Here is a 19,740-nt window from a genome sequence, read left to right on the forward strand (position 1 = left end):
ATGACTAATATTTTTGAGGATTTACAGGAAGAAAGCGTGGGAGTGAGTATTTTTAAAGATAAAAAACCTTTAGATCATCGTTTTTTACCTGAAAATTTGCCTCATAGAAAGAAACAGATTACTGAAATTGCTAAACATTGGATTGAAGCATTAAATGGAAACACCCCTTCAAACATTACAATTTATGGTAAGACAGGAACTGGAAAGACTGCTGCTGCTAAATTCGCTAAAGAGCAGCTTATTGAAGCATCTAGAGATAAAAATGTCTTCATTAAAGTCGAATATATCAGATGTACAGACTTCACTACAGAATACCAGGTCCTTACCTATCTTTGTCAAAGGCTAGGCCGTGATGTTCCTAACCGTGGATGGACCAAGGGGGAGATTGTAAACACCTTTAGAGACATTTTAAGAAGAAATGCCTTTGGCAGAAATCTTATTTTAATTGTCATTTTAGATGAGATCGATATTCTTCTTGAAAAGGACGGCGACGGAATCTTATACACCCTTACAAGAACTGATAATATTGCCATTCTTTCAATAAGTAATTATCTTGACTTTAAGCAATTCATTAAGCCAAGGGTTGCAAGCAGCTTAAGGGATAAAGAAATAGTGTTCCCGCCTTATGATGCAGAGCAATTAGCTGATATTTTACATGAACGTTCTGAATTGGCATTTGAAGAAAATACACTTGAAGAAAGCGTTATTCCATTATGTTCAGCTATGGCTGCTAAGGAAGAAGGTGATGCAAGATATGCTCTTGACCTATTGGAGAACGCTGGAGACATTGCTGTTGAAGAAGGATCTGAAATCGTTAAGGGAAAATATGTGCGTCAAGCTAAGGATGTCATTGAGTATAATAAGGTTAAAGACGTTATTATTACACTTCCAACCCAACAGCAAAGGGTTCTTGCAGCTATAATGAAATTAACTCAAGACAATGAGGAAATCACTTCAGGTAAGCTCTTTGAAGTCTATAAAGATATTTCTAAAGGAGACAGTGTTACCTATAGAAGAATCTTTGATTTCATTAACGAATTGGAGATGTTAGGAATTATCTCTACCAACACCATATCCAGGGGCAGAGGTAAAGGCAGGACCAATATTATTAAGTTGCAGACTGATTCTAAGTTGATTCAAGATAACTTATCTGCTGTTCTTTATTAGATAGATTCCTTATAATCTGGTATAATACTTATTTTGATTTTTTTTTATTATATCAGGTTTTTTCTTTTTTTTTAATTATTTTTTCTTATTATTTTTGTTTTTCTTTTTTTTGGATGATTTTCATCTTTTTTTGTTTTTTATTGTTTTTGTGTGGTTTTCAATTTGTATTCTTTTCTTTTTTTGTTTTTTTTTTTAATTTTTCCCATTTTTTAACATCTTAATATTTTTCTTTTTCTTTTTTAGACACTCACCATCATAGATAATTATCCTAAAACTTAATGTTTGTAAATAAATCACAAATAATTTAATAAAAAATGAACATATATTATAATATTTGTATAAATAATCAATTATCGGTTTTTCATATTACTAATAACTTAAATATATTAAGATTAATCATTTTTTAAGATATCACTTTATTAATTAGCTATTTTTGTCTAGAATGAGAGGGTATTTTGAATTAATAGTAAAAAATTATTGAGGAAATTTAAATGACTAGACTTATTGAGTTTAAGAATGTGAACAAGGAGTATAAATCTGGAGATTACATTTTAAAAGCTATGGATAATGTGAACTTTACAATAGATGAAGGAGAGTTTGTAGTAATTCTTGGACCTTCAGGTGCAGGTAAGTCCACCCTTCTAAACCTTTTAGGAGGCCTTGATTCAGTTAGCTCAGGTGAAATAATCGTAAATGGCAGTCATATTGAATCATTCGATGACGATCAGCTTACAAACTATAGAGCCCGTAATGTAGGCTTTGTTTTCCAGTTCTATAACCTTATTCCTAACTTGACAGCCTTGGAAAACATTGAATTGATGAAGGACGTTGTTGATTTTGACATCAATGGATTGGCTGTATTGGATGCTGTTGGGCTAAAGGATCATGCCGATCATTTTCCAGCACAATTGTCCGGTGGAGAGCAACAAAGGGTGTCAATTGCAAGGGCAATTGCTAAGAGACCTAGTATGCTTTTGTGTGATGAGCCAACAGGAGCTCTTGATTCAAAAACAGGGGCTTTGATATTGGCTTTGCTTCAGGACATGTGCGAAAAGCTCAATACAACTGTTGTCATAGTTACTCATAATGCAATTCTATCAGAAGCTGCCAATAAGGTTATTAGGATAAAGAATGGACAGATTGAAAGTGTAATTGTAAATGAGATGCCTAAAAAGGTCTCTGAATTAGAATTGTGATTTTTATACTTTTAACTAGAAAGAAATCATGATTAAAAGTGCTTATGAATAATTTATTTGATTTATTTGATGATTTATTATTATTTTTATTGTAGTTAGTTTGGTATAAGCCGTAAATGTTTCTTGATTGGGATTTGTGATTATATGCTTAAAAGAAAGATGCTAAGAGATATTTGGAATTATAAAGTTCAATTTATATCCATTTTCATAATTGCATTCATAGGCGTATTTGTATTTGCCGGACTGACTGCAGAGGCAGATGGTTTTGAAGCCTCCATAGACTCATTTTACCAGAGGAGCAATTTAGCTGACGGATGGATATACTCAAACTATCTTGTTGATGACTTTCTAAAGCAGGTCTACTTGCTTGGCGCAACCACTAGTATGGAGAGACAGTTGGTTGTAGATTCCCAAGCTGAATTAGATGGCAAGCCCGATATTACGCTGCATTTTGTTGAAAACAACACCATATCTAAATATTATCCTCTTGAAGGCAATGAATTAAATATAAGCGATTCTGAAGGTGTATGGTTAGATAAAACTTTCGCTGATGCTCGAAATCTGAAGATAGGGGACACCATTGCATTTGAAAGCAATGGAATTAAAATAGAAAAGAAGATTAGGGGATTAGGCTATTCTCCAGAGAATGTTTATAGCTTAGTTCCCACTCAAACAGTTCCAAATTATACGGCAAGGGGCTTTGCTTATATGTCCTATAAGGCATTTCCATCAGACAATATAACTTATAATGTTCTTAATGTTAAGTTTGATGGACGCCCTGAAATCTTCTCAGAGCTATTGTCCTATCGTTTAGATGGATATTATGAATTGTATCTGCCCCAATCAAATCAATATAGCGTAAATGCGGTTTCAGATTCAATCGCTCATCAAAGTTCATTAAACGCTGTTTTCCCAATTCTTTTCACTTTGATTTCAATGCTGATGCTTTCAGTGACTATGAAAAGAATCATCTCTAATCAAAGAACTCAAATCGGTGTTCTTAAGGCTAATGGATTTAGCAATAGGTCAATAGCTATCCATTATATGTCCTTTGGCTTTTTATTAGTCACATCAGGGTCAATATTAGGTGCAATTTTAGGGCCGATCGTATTCCATTTCGTTGTTCATGAATCCAGAATTTATTATTTTAAGTTCCCTGTTTGGGCTTATGTGGGACTTGAGAGATTCATATTTGTAATTGTTATAATATCATTGATTTCACTTATTGTTTCATATCTTTCAATTAAAAGCATTGTCAATGAGCCTCCATCTCAAATAATAAAGCCTAAGCCTCCAAAAATGGTCAGTTCTGGTTTCATTGAAAAGCTAGCAATCTGGAAAAGGCTTTCATTTAACATAAGGTGGAATTATAGGGATATCAAAAGAAACAGGTTCAAATCACTAATGACAATCGTTGGCGTGATGGGATGCACTATACTTTTGATTTCAGGCTTTGCAGTTTATGAGCAGATGGAAATTTCAAAGGATTGGTATTTCAATGACGTTAATCATTTTGAATCCAAGCTGGTGATTGATGATAATACAGACTTATCTCAAATAGATTCAATAGCCCATAAGGTTAATGGGGATGAGATAATGGAGTCCTCCATTGAAATATTAAAGGGTGATGCCAATTTTGCTTCCCTTTTGGTTTTAAATGACACCGATCTTATCACAATGACCAATGACAATCGTGAGAAGATAGATATTCCAAAAAATGAGGTTTCAATTTCAAAGAAGATGGCTGATATTCTGGATTTAAAGGTTGGAGATACTATAGATTGCCATCTATTAGATTCCAATAAGCTTGTTAAGATTAGGATTGATAGGATTCATTCAACCCCATTTACTCAGGGCCTTGTCATGTCTGCCGATAAATATGAAGAGTTAGGCTTTAATTTTACTCCAACAAGCATAATCACTTCAGAGCATGTCAATAAGTCTTATGATGGAGTCAAATCCACAATCTATTCAGAAGATATGGTTCGAGGATGGGACCAGATGCAGAAAACCAGCATGATGATAATAACTTCAATATTGTTTTTAGCTATTGTTTTAGCTGTTGTGATTCTTTATAATATGAATCTTCTTTCTTTCATAGAGATGGAGAATGATATTGCAACACTTAAGGTTTTAGGATTTAAGAGCAAGTATCTCACTAAATTGCTAGCTACTCAGGGCTTTTTCTTTATTATTGTTGGTTTTATTTTAGGTCTTCCTGTAGCTTATTATATTTTAACATTGTTGATGCCTGCATTTGGAAATAAGATCTATTTGATTCCTAATATTTCTGTTTTGAATATGGCCTTTAGCTTTTTGATAATTGTATCTGTGTTTATTGTTATGAATTTATATTTCTCTAGGAAGATTAGAAAGCTAGACATGGTTGATGCTCTTAAGACTTTTGAGTAGTCTTTTAGGCATATTAGGCATATATTTTCTTAATTTGATTAGAGGATTTTTTGTCCTCTTACTTTTTTTATTCTTGATTTTTTAATTAATTCGGTGTTCTATAATTATATCATGGGTATCCATATATTATATTTTCCAAATTAATATATTTTGACGAATTAAAACAACAAACTCTTCTTTTATTTTAATAGTTTAACTTTTTCTCTTAATTTAATTGCTCGTATTTTTAATAATTTTTTAGTTAATTAATCTTATCCTTGAGATTATTGTAAAAATGCATTTTAAGGGCTTAATTTGATGATGAATGGAAAGATTTATAAAAAGAGTTTTTGAATGATCATTCGATTTAAAAATTGTAAGATTAGAGTAAAAAGAGTTTTTGGAATTATAGATATTTGCTTAGAAAAAAAAAGAAAAAGTGATTTTGAGCCATACAGCTCAAAATACTAATTTAAACTTATTTTATAGTAAGTTTTTTACTTGCACTGGTAATAGTTGCATAAGTATCGTCGCCTGCGTATTTAGCAGTGAAAGCATAAGTGCCTTTATTGGTAATGCTTACTTTAACTTTAGCAACACCTTTTGCATCGGTCTTAGCAGTGTAAGTTTTCTTATTGATGGTAAAGGTTATTTTCTTACCGGCTATTGGACTGCCTGCAGTTGTCTTAAAGGTAGCGCTGATGTATTTGTTTTTAGCGGATGCTTTGTAGCTAGCGGCAGTTCCGGTTAATTTAGCCTTTTGTTTTTTGACAGTAATTTTTGCAACTGCAAATGATCCGTTGGTTTTTTCATCACCGAGGAAACAAATAGCAAAGGTGTAATCACCTTTATATCCAAGGTTTATTTGCAATTTGACTGTACCGTTTTCATCACTGGTTCTGTTGTAGATTCTACCATTGAATCCGATTTGTACAAACTTGTCTGATAAGGCTTTGCCCTTGTCATCGGTTAATTTTACTACGAAGTATTTACCGATTCTGCCATCAATTTTAGAGTCGAAAGCAGTTGTGGTCATATCTTCATAGTTGATGACACTCACAGTCTTTTCTTCTTTAAGGAACTTGTTAATTAAATCTTTGACTGCAGTGGTAAGGTTATCAACGAATGGACTGATATCATCAATTAATGAAGTGATGTTATCAATTAATGAAGTATCGTTTCCTAAGATTTTGGTCCAGTTGATAGTTAGGGTTTCTCCTCCTAATAGGTCTGTCCAGTTGATGGTGAAGCTGTCTCCACCGAGGAGGTCTGTCCAGTTGACTGTTAGGCTGTCTCTGCCGAGGAGGTCTGTCCAGTTGATGGTTGTGCTGTTTCCTAAAAGATCTGTCCAGTTGATGGTGAAGCTGTCTCCGCCTAATAGTTCTGTCCAGTTAAGTGTTAGGCTTTCGCCACCTAATAGTTCTGTCCAATTGAGGGTTGAACTTTCTCCAAAGAGGTCAGTCAAGTTAAGTGTTAGGCTTTCTCCGAGGATTTTTGATATGTTAAGTGTAGAACCTTCTCCAAGGAGATCTGTCCAGTTGATGGTTGTGCTTTCGCCTAATATATTTGAAAGATTGAATATGGAATCGTCTCCGAAGATGTCTGACATGTTAAGAGCTAAGTCTTCTCCAAAGAGATCTGTCATGTTAATTGTGAAATCGTCTCCGAAGAGTTCTTCTAGTTTGTTTGTTAAGTTTTCTCCAAAGATTGCTGTTAAGTTATCTCCAAAGATGTTTGTTAGGTTAAGTTTGAAATCTTCTCCTAAAAGGCTTGTCATATTAAGGTTAAAGTCTTCTCCTAAAAGGCTTGACATATTGAATGTTAAATTGTCACCTAACAGTTCTGTCCAGTTGATGGTTGTGCTTTCGCCACCTAAAAGGCTTGACATATTGAGTGTTAGGTTATCTCCTAATAGGTCTGTCCAGTTGAAGGTTAAGCTGTCTCCGTTAAGAAGGTCTGTCCAGTTGACTGTTAGGCTGTCTCCTCCTAATAGGTCTGTCCAGTTGACTGTTAGGCTGTCTCTACCTAATAGGTCTGTCAAATTAAGGGTAAAGTCTTCTCCGAGAAGGTCTGTCCAGTTGACTGTTAGGCTGTCTCTACCTAATAGGTCTGTCCAGTTGAGGGTTGTGCTTTCTCCTCCAAGTAGGTCTGTCCAGTTGACTGTTAGGCTGTCTCCTCCTAATAGGTCTGTCCAGTTAAGGGTGAAGCTATCTCCACTTAAGAGTTCGCTCCAGTTAAGGTTTAAGTTGTCTCCACTTAAGAGTTTGCTCAAATTAAGGTTTAAGTTGTCTCCACTTAAGAGTTTGCTCAAATTAAGGCTTGAGCTTTCTCCTCCAAGTAGGTCTGTTAAATTGATGCTAAAGCCAAGCAAACCGTCTTGGACGATTTTTTCATCATTAGCGATTTGAACCTTTTCTTCAGATATGATAGTTTCATCTGTAATTTCGGTTTCGTCTTTTATTTCAGTTTCAGCTGTTTCATTTATGACTTCATCGTCAGCAGCTTCCACCTCTTCAATATTATTTGTATCGGTTTCTATTTCTTCAAGGTTATTATCAACCGTTTCTATTTCTTGGATTTCACTATCAACTGTTACTACTTCATCAGCAGCAGGTGCTTCAATTGTATCAGTTATGTCTTCAGATGCGCTTGCCGCACCGATAGCGAGTAATGAAATAAGGAATAGTGAAATAATTAAAATCATACGATTTTTCATAAAATGTTTCCTCCATTATTTTAAAGGTATATATAATTATTATAAATATTTTTATAACTTTTTTTAAAACTCGATAGTATATTATTAAAAAAATTCTAATTTTATATGGTATTAGTGTGATTTTGTTAAAATTTTTCTAATTTTCTATGATTTTTGATGTATTTTTTTTGATTTTGTTCAATAGTTTTGTTTATGAGTTTTGATGTATTTTTTTTGATTTTGTTCAATAGTTTTGTTTATGAGTTTTGATGTATTTTTTTGTTCAAAATTTGAGCTATTCGTATCTGTGCCTAATGAGATTCTTTAATATGGCCATTCTTACAGGAATTGCATTTGCAGCCTGTTCAAAGTACTTATTGTATTTTGTATTGTCAACATCATAGTCTATCTCATCTACTCTAGGCAATGGGTGCATTACAATCAGTTCCTTGCCTTCGAGCAAGTCTTTGTTGATAAGATAAGCTCCTTTGATCTTTTCATACTCTTCAATATCCGGAAATCTTTCCTTTTGAATCCTTGTGACATACAATACATCAATCTCATCTATGATGTCTTTCAGGTTTGATGTTTCCTTATATTTTATATTGTTCTTTTCAAGGTCAAGGAGGTTTTCCTTAGGCATCTTTAGCTCTTCAGGGGATACGAATGTCATTTTAACATCATACATCCCTAAAGCATATGAAAGTGAGTGTACGGTACGGCCGTATTTTAAGTCTCCAAGAAGTGCTATGTTAAGGCCATCGATCTTGCCGAAGTGCTTTCTGATGGTGTATAAGTCTAATAGGGTTTGGGTAGGGTGTTGGCCTGCACCGTCTCCTGCATTTATGATTGGAACGTCTATTACATCAGATAAAAATCGTGAAACACCTTCAAGGTCGTGTCTTATTACGATTGCATCGCAGTAGCTTTCAAACATCTTTGCAGTGTCTGCAATGCTTTCTCCTTTGGCTACACTGCTGTTTGAAGTTTCTCCAAGTGAGATGCAGTCTCCGCCTAATCTTTTCATGGCGGTTTCAAAGGACAATCTGGTTCTTGTTGAAGGTTCGTAGAATAATAGTCCGAGTATCTTTCCAGAGAGCTCTTCTGATTTTTCTTTTGATTGAGCGATGTCTTCAAGCTTTTCAGCTTCATCTAGGATGAATTTTATATCTTCCTTTTCAAAGTCTTTTATTGAAATTACATTATTATGGCCAAAAATAATATTACACTCCTTAAGTTTACACTTGAAATACAAGTCTTATATTTAGTTTGTATTATTTGATTTAAAATTCTTTTTATTTCTTATTTGAAAAATATGAAAAGGGAATTATTTTTAGATAGTTGAGCATATATTTTTTAAATCATTGATTCTTTCTTATTGATTTTTGCTAGTTGTTATTTCTTTTTTATTGTTCTTTTATTGATTTTATCTGCAAATTCATCTACAAGCTCCCAATCAATACTTGGTGGCTCCTTATTTTCCTTTTTAAACCTTTTTAAATTGGAATTTATTATGCGTTTAGTAATCATGTCTCCCTTATTGGGGTTTATTTCAGCTCCAAAGCATGCAGTTACAAATGCTGATTTTACTATCTCCTCTGAAAATGATTTGTTCAGATATTCTTCAGCCTTGCCTTGGTTTGTGCAAGTGATATATAGGCCGTAATTTATTCCTTGCAATGTTTTATAGTTTTTATTTACAAAGGATTTTATTTCCCCTTGAATGCGGCCGTAATGGATGGATCCTGCTATGATTACAAAGTCGTATTTTAAAAGACAGGCTGATTTGGCTCTAGCTATTGGTATTGTTAGGACTTCTCCATCTATCTTGTCCACTAAGGCCTTTGCAATCTTTTTAGTAGTTCCAGTTTTGCTTGCATAAATAATGGCTGTTTTCATTCTATCAGTTTATTTCTTTGTTTTTTTGATAATTATTCTATTATTTTAGATTGTTTAAATAATTCCAAGTAGGCATAATATGAGGAAAATAATAAGTAAGAGAGCTATTATTTTTATTCCTTCTTTAGCTACTTTGAATAATACATAGATTAAAAGTATAATGAGTAATATTTCAATTATTGTTGCAATTAGCATTTAATCACCTAAATTGAGTTTATTTTTACTATATTTTTATATTATTGATTTAAATTCATTCTAATGAGTTTTTTATTCTTCTTTTATTAAATAGTTCTTTAAGATTCCTATCTCTTCAATAGAGACTTCTACAGTTGAACCAGCATCCATTGGACCTACACCTGGAGGTGTGCCGGTTGCAATTATATCTCCTGGATTGAGGGTAGTTGTCTGTGATATGAATTCAATTATCTCCTGTGGGGAGAAGATCATCATGGAAGTGTTGGAATTCTGCTTTATCTCTCCGTTTACCTTTGTTACGATTCTTTGATTTAATGGGTCAAGGTCTGTTTCAATAAAAGGCCCTATTGGGGCAAATCCATCACAGCTTTTTCCTCTTGTCCATTGGCCATCTCCAAGGGTGAAATCCCTTGCGGTGACATCGTTTATGATTGTGTAGCCGAATATATAATCATCAGCCTCTTCTTTAGATACCTTTTTTGTTGCCTTTCCAATGACAACTGCCAATTCCCCTTCATAATCCACTTGCTTTGAAATGTTAGGGAAGATTATATTCTTTTCTGTACTGTTTAATGCAGAATTTGGCTTTATGAAAATTACAGGCTTTTTTGGAAGCTCTAAATTTAATTCTTTGGCATGGTCTTTGTAGTTTAGGCCAATGCATATGATTTTAGATGGATTTACTGGAGCTTCTATTTCTATATCTTCTAGACTATATGATTCTATCATATTTTCCTTTATTTCATCTAGATTAGAGTTAAAATAGTCTAATATGTCTCCTTTAAGTTCGATTATCTTTTCTCCATCGTAGAATCCTATTTTGATTGAATTGTCTTTGCCCAATTCATTGATTTTCTTTTTGAATCTTAAAAACTTCATTTAATCACGGCTATAAAACTAATTAATTTTTAAGCATTTCCATTTTTATTTTATTTTTAATATTATTTACATTTGTTTATATGATTGGGTGGTAGTTAAATTTATATTTCTTGTGTGATTCATTTTGTTGAACTAGTTCATTTGATTTTATTTTTGTGGTGTGGTTCTTGGTTGAACTGGTTCATTTGATTTAATTGTTCCTTTTTAAGAAATTAATTTATTAATTAACAAGGCAATGTTTTATTTTTTTCTCTTTTGTTCATTTTTTTTAATTTATTTTATATATTTTAAAACAAAAGTTATTATTGTAAGTTGTTTATTTAGGAATGATAATTTTTACTATTTTTCAATGTTTTTAATTTTTAAAAAAGGATATTAGATTATCATACTTAAAGTACCTTAAAATAATCAAATATTTATATTAATTAAATAACAATTTAAAAAGCATTTAAGTGATAGAATGAATCAAAATGCCCAGTGGAATTCAATTATAACATTTATATTGGCAATGATTGGCCTTACCATAGGCATAGGGAATATTTGGCGTTTCAGCTATGTATTATACTCTAATGGAGGAGGATCCTTCTTCATACCTTATTTTATTGCAATAATGGTTATGGGAATTCCTTTCTTGATTTTAGAGTATGGATTAGGCTTTAGCCTAAAGAAGAGTTTTTCAAAGCTGATGCATGATATACGCCCGGAATTTGAGGTAATTGCTTGGATGTTGGTCATATTCGTATTCATCGTTGTAATTTACTATATGGTTATCATAGGCTGGGATTTTGTATATTTCCTAAACAGCTTTAGCTTCGGTTGGGGAAGCGATCCCAATTCATTCTTCATGACTTATGTTGGTGGAACTAGGGAGATATCCCAGATTGGAAGGCTTCTTCTTCCTACATTAATTTGCACAACAGTCTTATGGATTATTTTTTGGTTTGTATCCAATCGTGATGTGGATGAAGGAATCGGAAAGATTTCAACCATTCTAATGCCTTTGCTATTTATAATAATGATTTTTATCTTTTTATACTCATTCACATTGCCAGGATTTGACATTGGAATAAAGACATTGCTTAAGCCTAATTGGTCTCTTCTTTTAGACATTCACATCTGGCTTGCAGCATTCGGACAGACAATATTCACCTTAAGCATAGGCCAGGCAATGGTCTATACCTATGCAAGCTATTTGCCTAGGAATTCCAAATTGGTCGATGAAGTATTGCTTGTGGTTATTACAAACACCTTATATGAGGTTTTCATTGCCATTGGGGTCTTTTCAATACTTGGATATATGTCCCTAAAGTCATCAATACCTATAGAAAAACTAATCAGTGAAGGAACTGGACTGATATTTGTTGTATTTCCAAAGATATTTAGTGAGATGGGTTTTGTAGGTCAGATTATAGGTCCATTGCTATTTTTATCAATACTATTTGCAGGATTTACTTCCGCATTGGCATTGTTTGAGCCTTTCCTATCATCCTTATGTGATAAGTTTAATTTAAGTAGACGCAAAGGGGTTACAATACTTGTAATTGTTGCAGTGATTTGCTCCATTCCTTTTTCAACAGGAATAAGCAGCTATTTGGTTGGGATTGTTGACAAGTTTGTAAATGACTTTGGAATATTGATTTTGATTGGTGTGCAGGCCATTATATTTGGATGGTTCTATGGTGTTGAAAAGGTCATGCCCGTTTTAAATGAGCTTTCTACTTTTAAGGTAGGCAAATCATGGGTTTTTACAATAAAATATCTATTGCCTGTTCTTATTATTATCATTTGGGTAAATGGTGTTGTGGGACTGTTCAGTAATACCAATAGCTTTGAATTGATTGTAGATTTGATTATTACTTTTGTTGTGGTTGGATTCTCTGTTTTGTTTACTAAATTAGGTGTTAAAGAGTAATTTAAGTGGTTTTAGGTCTTTAAAATAATTTTTTTATATTTTAAACCTTATGATGGGTAATTTAGATATTATAATTTAACGTTAGGATTTAAATACTGGCCATGCTCTATAGACCTTTTTCCATAGTGAATGGCAAATTGAGGACATCTATGTAGACAAGCAAAGCACATGTCACACTTTTTTCTCTTCCAGACAGGCCGTTTATTCTCTATTTTTATTGTATTGGTTGGACAATTGTTTCTGCATATTCCGCAGCCTATACAATTGTCATCTAGCTTAAAATTGCTTGTATTACGGATGAAGTCATATCCAACCTTGTATATGAATCCGCTGAATATTTTATTTTCATTTTCAAGGTATTTTCCTGTTTTTCTTAAGAGTATTAGATTGTTCACTTCCTCTAATCTTTTCTCTCCATATTCTTCAGCCTGTTTTATGTAGTTTTGGTCTGTTAGATCAAATTTAGGAACCCAATTGTCTACCATCTTTACATTGAAGAATCCATCTATCTTTTTAAAGTATTTTGAAACTATGCTTTTAATGTTTCCAACAGTGCTTCCATATGTGGCTACAAGGAAGATATATGGCTTTTTATTATAGTTAAGGCGGAGTTTCTTAAGGAATATTCTAACAGAATCTGGTATTCCTAGCGAATAGATTGGGCATACAAATCCTATTATTTCATCTTCTTTCACGTCAAATGTGAATTTGTTTTCCCTTATGCAGTCTGGGATTGAGATAATCTCTTCTTCATTGCTTTTAGCTATTGTCTCTGCTACATATTTGCTGTTTCCAGTTCCTGTATAGTAGAATATCATTTATTTCCTCTAGTTTAGTGGATTATTAAGATGTATGGCTTTTTTAAGTTTAACTATATGATTTTTTAATTCAATTCGGTAATTATCTTTTTTTAATTTACGATTATTGAATAATCCTTTCTATAGGAACTACCAAGATATCACGTGCGCCAGCATTTCTAAGCTTGTTAACTAGGTCAAAGACTTCATCCTCTCCAACCACTGCTTGTACGGCCATGGTTTCCTCTTCGGAAAGCACTTGAGATATAGTAGGTCCGCTCATTGCCGGCATGACCTTTTGAACCTCACAAAGGTTTTCCTTTGCGACGTTCATCATAACCAGTTTCTTTCTTTCCGCTTCAAGCACACCTTGAATGCTGGTGCTAACCGCTTCTACAAGGTTATTTTTTTCTGTGTATGAATTTTTGTTAGCTATCAATTTAATTGAGCTTTCAAGGATGACATCAACTATCTTCAAATGATTCATATTTAGTGTTGTTCCTGTGCTTGTAAGGTCTGTTATAGCATCTGCTATTCCAATGAATGGAGCTATTTCAGTAGATCCTGTAAGCTTTACTATCTTTATGTTCAGATTGTTTTCTTCAAGGTATTTTCTTGTAAGGTTTGGAAATTCTGTAGCTATTGTCATTCCATCCTTCAAATCATCTTTTGTGTTTATTTCGGAGTTTTCAGGAGAAGCTAAAACAAGCTTTGTTGCACCGAATTGGAGGTCTGTTAATATTTTAACATCTGCTCCTGCCTCTTCTATCAGGTCATAGCCTGATATTCCCATATCACAAATTCCTTCGTCTACAAATTCTGGAATGTCTGCTGCACGGGCAAACATCACGTCTATATTTTCATTGTAAGTTGATGAGAATAATTTTCTGTTTGTTGAATCCTTTAAGCCTAGTCCTGCCTTTTCTAGTATTTTTATGGAAGGTTCACTTATTCTTCCTTTGGAAGGGACTGCTATTTTGATTTTCATTTTATTCACCTATTGCTTTAGTTAATGATTTTATAAATCTTTTAAAGTTTTAAAATTGTTTTATTTCTATTACTTTTATTTTAATTTTAGTATTATTTAATTATTTAGTTTATTTTTGATTATTTTCATTTTATTTGGTCATCTTTTCATTGATTTTGGGATTTTTTTTATTATTTTTGTTCATCTTTTCTTTGATTTTTTTTATTATTTTTGTTCATATTTCACTATTTTTAATAATCGTTTTCATAGTATTTTTTCATCAAAAATTATTTTTAAAAAAGCATATGGAATGTATGATAAAGTATATAAACTTTTTGTTTTTTGTTTTAAATAATCAATTTAACTTGAATTTAGATTTTATCATGTTTTTAGTCAAATTTTTTGATTTTATGCCCTTTTTAGCCAGTTTTTTAGAAAGTTTTAAATATAATGATGTTAATAAGAATAGTATGTGCTTATGAAATAAGGCGTCTAAGACAATATTTTTACAAAATATTTATTTAGATTCTTTATTTTTAAAATTTTTATATAAATATGATTTTTTAAAATTTTCTTTTGAAAAACCGAAATCTCATATTTTGAAATGATGATAATATAAAAATTTTTATAAGTATATATTTTTATTTAAAAAAAATTAAGGAGATGTTAATTATGAGTATTCCTGTAGCTCCTATTGGAAGAATCATTAAAGACGCTGGTGCTGAAAGAGTAAGCGAAGATGCTAAAAAAGAATTAAACGCATACGTAACCGCACAAGCTGAAGCTGTTGCTAAAAAAGCAATCGAATTCGCAGCTATGGCAAAAAGAAAAACCGTCAAAGCTGAAGATATCGAATTAGCAATCAAAAACTTATAATTAATAAAAAATAAGAAATAATTTTTTAATTATTTCATTTTTTATTTTTTTCTATTTTTATTATACTTTTACTTTAATCTTATTTTAACTTATTTTCTATTTTAAAAACTAATTTTTATCAAATTATTGATTTAACTTTAAAAAATTCCCTTTTGATTAAAACAAATATTTTTTTATATAATAATTTACAAATCTAAAATTATAGGATTATATAATCGATTATTTTTGGGCAATAAATTATTTTTAAAATCAATATATTAGAATTTGCCAGGTTTTAAATTCATTTTTAAGGATTTTATCATGGCTTTTAAATAAGAGTAAAAAAATTAAAATAAGGGATTTAAGATGGGAAGAAGAAAAAAACAAGATTCTACACTTGATTCTTATTTTCCAGATTCTGATTTGATAGAGGAAAAAAAGAAGAAGGATGAAGCATGCAAGATCTGTGGCAATCCTATAGAGGACGCCACCTTTCAAAGATGTCGCAAGTGCTTAAACAAGCTTGCACTGATAGATGACTTAAGGGAACTATTGGAATACGTTTCTCCAGGTGAAAGCTTTAGGGAAATTGACCTAATCAATAAAGGCTTTAAAAGCTTGAAACTCAACATTCTCATTTCTAAATTTTTAAAAGAACAGCTCATTTTAATTAATCTCGACGGTTTATTTACTCTTAACAATATTGATTTTTTAAATGCCTTTATTAAAAAATATGGCGAAAAGGAAAAGCCACTTAAGGAAACAGATTACTTAATAGTAAGGGATGACAAGTCTGCCTTTTATATTGATGTCAACAACTATTCAGATTATATAAAGATAAGGTTCAATCCTAGGATTAACAAGTGGCAGGTTGATTTCTTTAATGAAAACGGCCTCGCAAATACCAAGTCCTTTATTGATTCCAATGATGCAAATAAGGAAGCCATCTATTACATTAAGCAGTTAGGTGTTATCGGATCTTCAGCTGATGATAAGAAAGAGGAAAAGTCTGATAAAAGATTATACTCTTCTCATGAGGGAATCTATTACAGCCCTAGCCGTGGAATGTGGGGAGCTAAAGTCAAGGGATATAAGGGATTTAAGTTCATTGGACACTTCAGCAGCGAAGAGGAAGCTTATGAGGCAAGATGCAAGTATTTGGAAAATAAGGAAAGAACCAGACAAAAGTATATTTCTGAAAAGAGAGGATTGAAATCCGGCCTTAGGAATCAAAGCTCTGGAGAGCTGATTTACTTTAGCAAACAGAAGGGCAAATGGATTGTAAGGCTTAAAAATAAGGAAGGCCAAATTGTTAATGTAGGCCAGTTTGACACCGAAGAGGAAGCTAATAAAGCTAAAGAGGAGTTTATTAAGGATAATAGTTAATTATTAATTTCTTAATCTCTTATCATTTAATCTAATCAGATATTTCTTCTTTTAAATTTTTTATCACTTCTTCATCTAATTTGGTCAGTTCAGATATTTTTTCTACTGACATTTTTTTTAATAGCTTTTCAACCATTTCTATTTTTTCTAATATTTTTGATTTTAAAGAACCTTGATTTAACTTATTTTAATTTATTTGCATATATAAGTCTTTTTGAATAAAATAGACGGTTTACTATTTATTAACAATGGTTTACCAATTTTTAGAAAAGTTTATAAGATATGGTTTTAATAAAAAAAAGGTAATTACCTTTAAAAAATTTTTAAAAAATAGAAAAATTGATTTTTTTAAAGGCCATAATTATTAAAAATCGATAAAAGGATTTACTAGAAAGTTAAATATAATATTGTGTGAGAAAATAGATATGAAATTCTGTTTTAAGGTTTTAATTTTTAAAAAATTAAAAAGATTTGCTTTTTTACCGTTTAAAGGCAGGTCTTTAACAGTATTAAAATATTACTTTCTATAATGTATTTTAAAGAAGTTTTGGGGACTTTTTTTAAAAAATTATTGTAGGATAGCATGAGTGAATTAAAGTTGGATTTGGTATTCGATGACTATCAAATCAAAAGGGCAAAACCTGCAAGGGGTTCATCTGTTATTCATGTGAATAAGAGATGGATAGGAAAGGAAGTGTCCATAATTCCACTGCCATTTGACGTGGATGAAAAGTTTATTGATGAAACTAAAGGGGAAGACGGTTTATATCATTTAGAGTTGGCTGTTAAGGAGATCTTTTCCAAAACAGTATCAGATCGTAAAGATGTAGGATTCTTTTATCTTAAGGAGTCTTTGCTTGGATTGTTTTTCCTCATTATAGAAGCGCCTGATATTGTTTATTAGGGGCTTGTCAGTAATTGATACTTTCTATAAAATCATTTTTTTCTTTTTTTCTTTTTTTATTATATCTTGTTTCTATTTTTGTTATAGGCTTAGTTATTTATTATTATTTAGTTGTTTATGGGATGACTATTAGTTATCTATCGATTTATGAGATTTAGTTATTCTTTAATTATAGTTTATTCTCTTTTTAACTATCACTTTAATATAATATATTCACTATTTAACTACAACTTTACTATATTCTATCTACAAATTAACTATCATTTTCATATATGTTATTTATAATTTACTTCATAATTATCAATAACTTAGTTATAAATTTACCATATATTTAAATATCTTAATGAACATAATATATCATGTGAAATTTAATTTAAACTAAAAATTTAAATATTTAAAATTTCATAAAGAATGTATAGATAATTTAAATTATCTAATCATGTTTATAAAGCTTAATTAAGTTTTATAATTTTCACTAAAAATTAGTTCTTCTTTTTTTGGTGAATTTCAAATGTTCGTAAGCAACTTACTTTTTGTAAGTTGCTTTTTTTTATTGACTATTTTTCTTTTAGTACTCTTTTTAATTTGTTTTTATACAATTGGATAATAATTTTTCGATTTTTTCTATTTTTAGATATGCATTTATATCTTGGTGTCCAGTATATTGGATACCTCTTTATAAATAGGTGTTCAGTTTACTTGATATCCTTTTATAAATAGGTGTCCAGTATATTGGATACATTTATATATTAACAATTTTATATAATTTATTAGGTGAGAAAAATGTATGAAAAAGAAGATATTTTAATCGATTATATTAATAATGAAATTAACACTGTTCCATTCAGCTTAAATGATAAACTTAAAATAAGAAATGAGAAGTTTCGTTGTCGTGAGGAGTTTTATGAGATAAAAAATTATGTGGATGATTTTTTAGAAGGTAACTATACCAATAGATACATAGTGTTACCTGGACTAAGGGGTTTAGGTAAAACAACCATTATTTACCAGTTATATCAATATTTATTAAGAGAAAAGGAAATCAATCATAATCAAATTCTTTATATCTCCTGTGATGATTTAAATGACTATATGGATATTAATATTTTAGATGTCGTTAACTGCTTCTTGAAGCTTCATCATAATTCTAATTTAAGAACTTTAGATAAGAAGATCTTTATTTTTATTGACGAGTCACAGTATGATTCTAATTGGGCAGGGGCTGGTAAAAGAATTTATGATAAGACTAATAATGTTTTTTTAATATTTACTGGTTCATCTGCATTGAATTTAGAATATAATGCTGATTCTGCAAGAAGATTATTGAAAAAAAGCATCACTCCTTTAAATTACGGTCATTTTTTAAAATTAAAATATGGTTTTCACTATGATGAATTCTCTGATGCATTAAGTGACCTGATATTTTTAGGTGATGAGAAGAAAGCCATTCAATGTGAAAGGGAAGTTTATTCTAAATTGTATAATTTAGAAGGCTATAATGATAATGTATGGGATGATTTTTTAAGAAATGGAGGATTTCCCATATCCTTTTATGAGAAAAATGATGATAATGTTTCTCAAAGGTTAAGGGAAGTAGTTAAAAAAGTCTTAATAAGCGATATTGCTAATATTTCCACTATTTCAAGTGAAAAGTATATTAACAGCATTAGGCTATTAAATTTTTTAGCGGTGCAAAAGCCAGGGGACATTTCACAAAATAAATTAGCTAATTTTTTAAATGTATCTCCTACAACTGTTAAGGGTATAATAGACCTTTTGGAAAAGACACATTTGATATTTCATACAGAGCCTTATGGTTCTGCCGCCAAAAGATCTAAAAAATCATGGAAATATTTTTTTGCTAGTTCTTCCCTAAAACATGCTTTAGTTAAGGATTTAGGTAGTTCTATGAGAGATGTAAAATCTTATGAAGGTATCTTATTAGAAAATCTTGTAGCATCCACTTTCTTTAATTGGACAAATAGGAAAAATATTTCCTTCAATCTATTTTATGATGCAAATGATGATGAAAAAAATAAGACTACTGTTGATTTTATTATTAAGGAAGGTTTTAATAAGCCAATTCCTATAGAAGTAGGTATTGGAAAAAAAGGCGATAAGCAAATTTCCAAGTCTATTAGTGATTATAGGGCTGATTATGGTATTGTTATATCTAATAAGACCAAGTTTATAGAAAGACAGGGAAATGTTATTTATTTGCCTCCAAGAAGCTTTTCTTTTTTATGAGATTGCTTTTGGGAAGCTTTTCTTTTTTATAAGATTGCCTTTGGGAAGCTTTTCTTTTTTCTATTTCTAAAACTTCTATCTTTTTTTCTTTCATTATTTTTCAAATCTTAGCTTATATTGATTAAATTTGATGCAAAATTATTGATAAAAATTCATAAAAACTTCCTAATAAATTAACATTATTCCAAATTAAATATATTTATATTATATATAAGAACTTACAAAATATTTAATAATTATAAAACAATTT

At 31.0% G+C, this 19,740-nt stretch carries 15 protein-coding genes; 8 read left to right on the forward strand and 7 right to left on the reverse strand.

Going from position 1 to position 19,740, the window contains the following annotated elements; genetic code table 11:
- From MRU_RS00005 to MRU_RS00015, 3 genes are all read left to right on the forward strand, one after another.
- Positions 1 to 1,167: a Cdc6/Cdc18 family protein gene (locus MRU_RS00005; protein ID WP_012954809.1), complete on the forward strand. Its 1,167-nt coding sequence runs from the start codon at positions 1 to 3 to the stop codon at positions 1,165 to 1,167.
- A 491-nt stretch (positions 1,168 to 1,658) separates the two neighbouring features.
- Complete coding sequence (locus MRU_RS00010; protein WP_012954810.1) at positions 1,659 to 2,363, forward strand: ABC transporter ATP-binding protein; 705 nt, start codon at positions 1,659 to 1,661, stop codon at positions 2,361 to 2,363.
- Between the two features lie 144 nt (positions 2,364 to 2,507).
- A complete protein-coding gene (locus MRU_RS00015) occupies positions 2,508 to 4,775 on the forward strand; it encodes an ABC transporter permease (RefSeq protein ID WP_012954811.1) in 2,268 nt (755 codons plus the stop codon).
- Positions 4,776 to 5,232: 457 nt separating this feature from the next.
- Here MRU_RS00015 and MRU_RS00020 read toward each other — a convergent pair whose 3' ends face one another.
- The 5 genes from MRU_RS00020 to MRU_RS00035 form a co-directional block, all read right to left on the reverse strand.
- Entirely contained in the window at positions 5,233 to 7,470 is a 2,238-nt protein-coding gene (locus MRU_RS00020) for an Ig-like domain-containing protein (protein WP_012954812.1), read from the reverse strand.
- A gap of 274 nt (positions 7,471 to 7,744) precedes the next feature.
- On the reverse strand, positions 7,745 to 8,704 hold the full coding sequence (gene pyrB / locus MRU_RS00025) for an aspartate carbamoyltransferase (RefSeq protein WP_012954813.1): 960 nt from the start codon (positions 8,702 to 8,704) through the stop codon (positions 7,745 to 7,747).
- A gap of 140 nt (positions 8,705 to 8,844) precedes the next feature.
- Entirely contained in the window at positions 8,845 to 9,348 is a 504-nt protein-coding gene (locus MRU_RS00030; RefSeq protein ID WP_012954814.1) for a flavodoxin domain-containing protein, read from the reverse strand.
- Positions 9,349 to 9,402: 54 nt separating this feature from the next.
- The gene (locus MRU_RS11280) at positions 9,403 to 9,543 is read right to left on the reverse strand and encodes a DUF3985 family protein (protein ID WP_083777612.1); all 141 of its coding nucleotides are present in this window, start codon (positions 9,541 to 9,543) and stop codon (positions 9,403 to 9,405) included.
- Between the two features lie 72 nt (positions 9,544 to 9,615).
- The gene (locus MRU_RS00035) at positions 9,616 to 10,422 is read right to left on the reverse strand and encodes a fumarylacetoacetate hydrolase family protein (RefSeq protein WP_012954815.1); all 807 of its coding nucleotides are present in this window, start codon (positions 10,420 to 10,422) and stop codon (positions 9,616 to 9,618) included.
- Between the two features lie 460 nt (positions 10,423 to 10,882).
- Here MRU_RS00035 and MRU_RS00040 point away from each other — a divergent pair, with 460 nt between their 5' ends.
- The gene (locus MRU_RS00040) at positions 10,883 to 12,334 is read left to right on the forward strand and encodes a sodium-dependent transporter (protein ID WP_012954816.1); all 1,452 of its coding nucleotides are present in this window, start codon (positions 10,883 to 10,885) and stop codon (positions 12,332 to 12,334) included.
- A 68-nt stretch (positions 12,335 to 12,402) separates the two neighbouring features.
- On the opposite strand, the gene MRU_RS00045 is transcribed toward MRU_RS00040, so the two are convergent.
- Complete coding sequence (locus MRU_RS00045) at positions 12,403 to 13,152, reverse strand: EFR1 family ferrodoxin (RefSeq protein WP_012954817.1); 750 nt, start codon at positions 13,150 to 13,152, stop codon at positions 12,403 to 12,405.
- A 103-nt stretch (positions 13,153 to 13,255) separates the two neighbouring features.
- The gene (hisG, locus tag MRU_RS00050) at positions 13,256 to 14,119 is read right to left on the reverse strand and encodes an ATP phosphoribosyltransferase (RefSeq protein WP_012954818.1); all 864 of its coding nucleotides are present in this window, start codon (positions 14,117 to 14,119) and stop codon (positions 13,256 to 13,258) included.
- 648 nt (positions 14,120 to 14,767) lie between these two features.
- On the opposite strand from hisG, the gene MRU_RS00055 reads away from it, so the two are divergent.
- The 4 genes from MRU_RS00055 (at position 14,768) to MRU_RS00070 (ending at position 19,490) form a co-directional block, all read left to right on the forward strand.
- Positions 14,768 to 14,974, forward strand: a complete 207-nt coding sequence (locus tag MRU_RS00055) for a histone family protein (RefSeq protein ID WP_143714343.1) — start codon at positions 14,768 to 14,770, stop codon at positions 14,972 to 14,974.
- A gap of 345 nt (positions 14,975 to 15,319) precedes the next feature.
- Entirely contained in the window at positions 15,320 to 16,339 is a 1,020-nt protein-coding gene (locus tag MRU_RS00060; RefSeq protein WP_012954820.1) for an AP2 domain-containing protein, read from the forward strand.
- A gap of 583 nt (positions 16,340 to 16,922) precedes the next feature.
- The gene (locus MRU_RS00065; RefSeq protein WP_012954821.1) at positions 16,923 to 17,243 is read left to right on the forward strand and encodes a hypothetical protein; all 321 of its coding nucleotides are present in this window, start codon (positions 16,923 to 16,925) and stop codon (positions 17,241 to 17,243) included.
- A gap of 783 nt (positions 17,244 to 18,026) precedes the next feature.
- A complete protein-coding gene (locus MRU_RS00070) occupies positions 18,027 to 19,490 on the forward strand; it encodes an ATP-binding protein (protein ID WP_012954822.1) in 1,464 nt (487 codons plus the stop codon).
- The last annotated feature ends 250 nt before the right edge of the window (positions 19,491 to 19,740 follow it).

The sequence above is a fragment of the Methanobrevibacter ruminantium M1 genome (genome assembly GCF_000024185.1).
Classification (GTDB): Archaea; Methanobacteriota; Methanobacteria; order Methanobacteriales; family Methanobacteriaceae; genus Methanobrevibacter; species Methanobrevibacter ruminantium.

Excerpts from the sequence above, each read along its gene's own strand:
- MRU_RS00010 (WP_012954810.1), top strand. The coding sequence starts at position 1,659 with ATGACTAGACTTATTGAGTTTAAGAATGTGAACAAGGAGTATAAATCT.
- MRU_RS00060 (WP_012954820.1), top strand. The coding sequence starts at position 15,320 with ATGGGAAGAAGAAAAAAACAAGATTCTACACTTGATTCTTATTTTCCA.
- MRU_RS00070 (WP_012954822.1), top strand. The coding sequence starts at position 18,027 with ATGTATGAAAAAGAAGATATTTTAATCGATTATATTAATAATGAAATT.
- MRU_RS00035 (WP_012954815.1), bottom strand. The coding sequence starts at position 10,422 with ATGAAGTTTTTAAGATTCAAAAAGAAAATCAATGAATTGGGCAAAGAC.
- MRU_RS00045 (WP_012954817.1), bottom strand. The coding sequence starts at position 13,152 with ATGATATTCTACTATACAGGAACTGGAAACAGCAAATATGTAGCAGAG.
- hisG (WP_012954818.1), bottom strand. The coding sequence starts at position 14,119 with ATGAAAATCAAAATAGCAGTCCCTTCCAAAGGAAGAATAAGTGAACCT.
- MRU_RS00065 (WP_012954821.1), top strand. The coding sequence starts at position 16,923 with ATGAGTGAATTAAAGTTGGATTTGGTATTCGATGACTATCAAATCAAA.
- MRU_RS00015 (WP_012954811.1), top strand. The coding sequence starts at position 2,508 with ATGCTTAAAAGAAAGATGCTAAGAGATATTTGGAATTATAAAGTTCAA.
- MRU_RS00020 (WP_012954812.1), bottom strand. The coding sequence starts at position 7,470 with ATGAAAAATCGTATGATTTTAATTATTTCACTATTCCTTATTTCATTA.
- MRU_RS00005 (WP_012954809.1), top strand. The coding sequence starts at position 1 with ATGACTAATATTTTTGAGGATTTACAGGAAGAAAGCGTGGGAGTGAGT.
- MRU_RS00040 (WP_012954816.1), top strand. The coding sequence starts at position 10,883 with ATGAATCAAAATGCCCAGTGGAATTCAATTATAACATTTATATTGGCA.
- MRU_RS11280 (WP_083777612.1), bottom strand. The coding sequence starts at position 9,543 with ATGCTAATTGCAACAATAATTGAAATATTACTCATTATACTTTTAATC.
- MRU_RS00030 (WP_012954814.1), bottom strand. The coding sequence starts at position 9,348 with ATGAAAACAGCCATTATTTATGCAAGCAAAACTGGAACTACTAAAAAG.